The following is a 1,517-nucleotide window of genomic DNA, read 5'->3' as shown; positions in this document are numbered from 1 at the left end:
CTGGGCGACGCGGCGATCCTGCTGGACTGCGACCCCGCTCAGGACAAGGCTTGGTATGGTCAGTACGAGCTGACTCCCGCCGATTCTGACGGGACGATGATCATGTATTGCCGCGGCGAAGAGTGCTGGATTCGCGAGCTCGTCCGAACTGAAGAACAGCCCGCCGAGGCCCTCCGCGCCGCCTCGTGACGATGGTTGCGTTGGCGCAGCGGGGCAAGACCGGTCTGGTTTGTCCGACTAGACTGTTCAACGGACCCAAATCCGCTCGATGGCTTTGAGGATCGCGAAGCCGCCTCCGCCGCCGATCACCACGGCTGGCCACCATCCCAGCAAGGCGCCGGACCAGCCGAACGTCGCGATAAAGTAACCCCAGACGGCCCCAAAGGCTGACAGGAGGAACAGCGGCGACGAGCGGCGGGCAAGTCGCCGGCCGCGCGGGGGGGGAGGAGATGGGCAATTGATGCTCGCAGGCTGAAGGCCTGATCGAGCTAGCGGGCGCGGCCGGCCGGAACATCCCCCAAGGGACGAACCCGGCGCGGCTTGCGACCAACCGGGGCTCAGCCGCCCTGGACGGGCGGCTTGAACAGGCCCGCGGGGGAGCCGGTGAAGATCTCGTAGCCGGTCTCGGTGACGCCGATCGAATGCTCGCATTGGGCCGAGAGCGACTTGTCCCGGGTCACCGCCGTCCAGCCGTCGGACAGCAACTTCACCGGGTGCTTGCCCAGGTTCACCATCGGTTCGATCGTGAAGAACATGCCCGGCTGCAGGACCTCGCCCGTGCCCTTCTGACCGAAGTGCAGGATGTTGGGCGCGTCGTGGAACACCTTGCCCAGGCCGTGGCCGCAGAAGTCGCGGACCACCGAGCAGCGCATGGACTCGACATACTGCTGGATGGCGTGGCCGATATCGCCGGTGCGGGCGCCCGGCTTCACCTGGTCCAGGCCGCGTTGAATGGACTCGTAGGTCACATCGATCAGGCGCTTGGCGCGTGGGGCGATCTCGCCGACGCCGTACATGCGGCTGGTGTCGCCGTGCCAGCCGTCGACGATGACGGTGACGTCGATATTGACGATGTCGCCCTCGCGCAGCACGCGTTCGCCCGGAATGCCGTGGCAGACGATGTGGTTGGGGGAGATGCAGGTGGTCTTGCCGTAGCCGCGATAGAACAGGCAGGCCGGGATCGCGCCATGGTCGAGGATGAACTCGCGCGCCATGTCGTCGAGCTTTTCGGTCACGGCTCCGGGGACCACATGCGGGGTCAGCAGATCCAGGCACTCGGCGGCGAGCTTGCCGGCGACGCGCATGCCCTCGAAGCCCGCGGCGTCGTGGATGCGGATCTGTCCGGTGCGGTGTTCGGCGTCGAGGACGTCGGTCATGTGCTTACTCTCAAGGCTTTCCTGGCGCTGGCGCCGGCCACGGAACCGAGCGGGCGATGGCGACTGCGCTGGGGGTTATGTCGTCATCATAGCACCAAACTTCAACGCCCGCCTCTGCGGTGTCGCCCGCGGCGATAGAGG

General features: G+C 66.6%; 2 protein-coding genes. One reads left to right on the top strand and one right to left on the bottom strand.

Going from position 1 to position 1,517, the window contains the following annotated elements; translation table 11 throughout:
• Positions 1-189: hypothetical protein (locus Q7T84_RS16880; RefSeq protein ID WP_304811145.1), on the top strand; the 189-nt coding region annotated here is incomplete at its 5' end.
• Between the two features lie 368 nt (positions 190-557).
• Here the strand turns inward: Q7T84_RS16880 and map are convergent.
• The gene (gene map / locus Q7T84_RS16875; protein ID WP_304811143.1) at positions 558-1,376 is read right to left on the bottom strand and encodes a type I methionyl aminopeptidase; all 819 of its coding nucleotides are present in this window, start codon (positions 1,374-1,376) and stop codon (positions 558-560) included.
• Between the last annotated feature and the right edge of the window lie 141 nt (positions 1,377-1,517).

Origin of the sequence: Phenylobacterium sp., from assembly GCF_030654915.1 — a bacterium.
GTDB lineage: Bacteria > Pseudomonadota > Alphaproteobacteria > Caulobacterales > Caulobacteraceae > Phenylobacterium.
The sequence above is the reverse complement of the archived record's forward strand: the minus strand, read 5'-3'. Positions and strand labels throughout refer to the sequence as shown.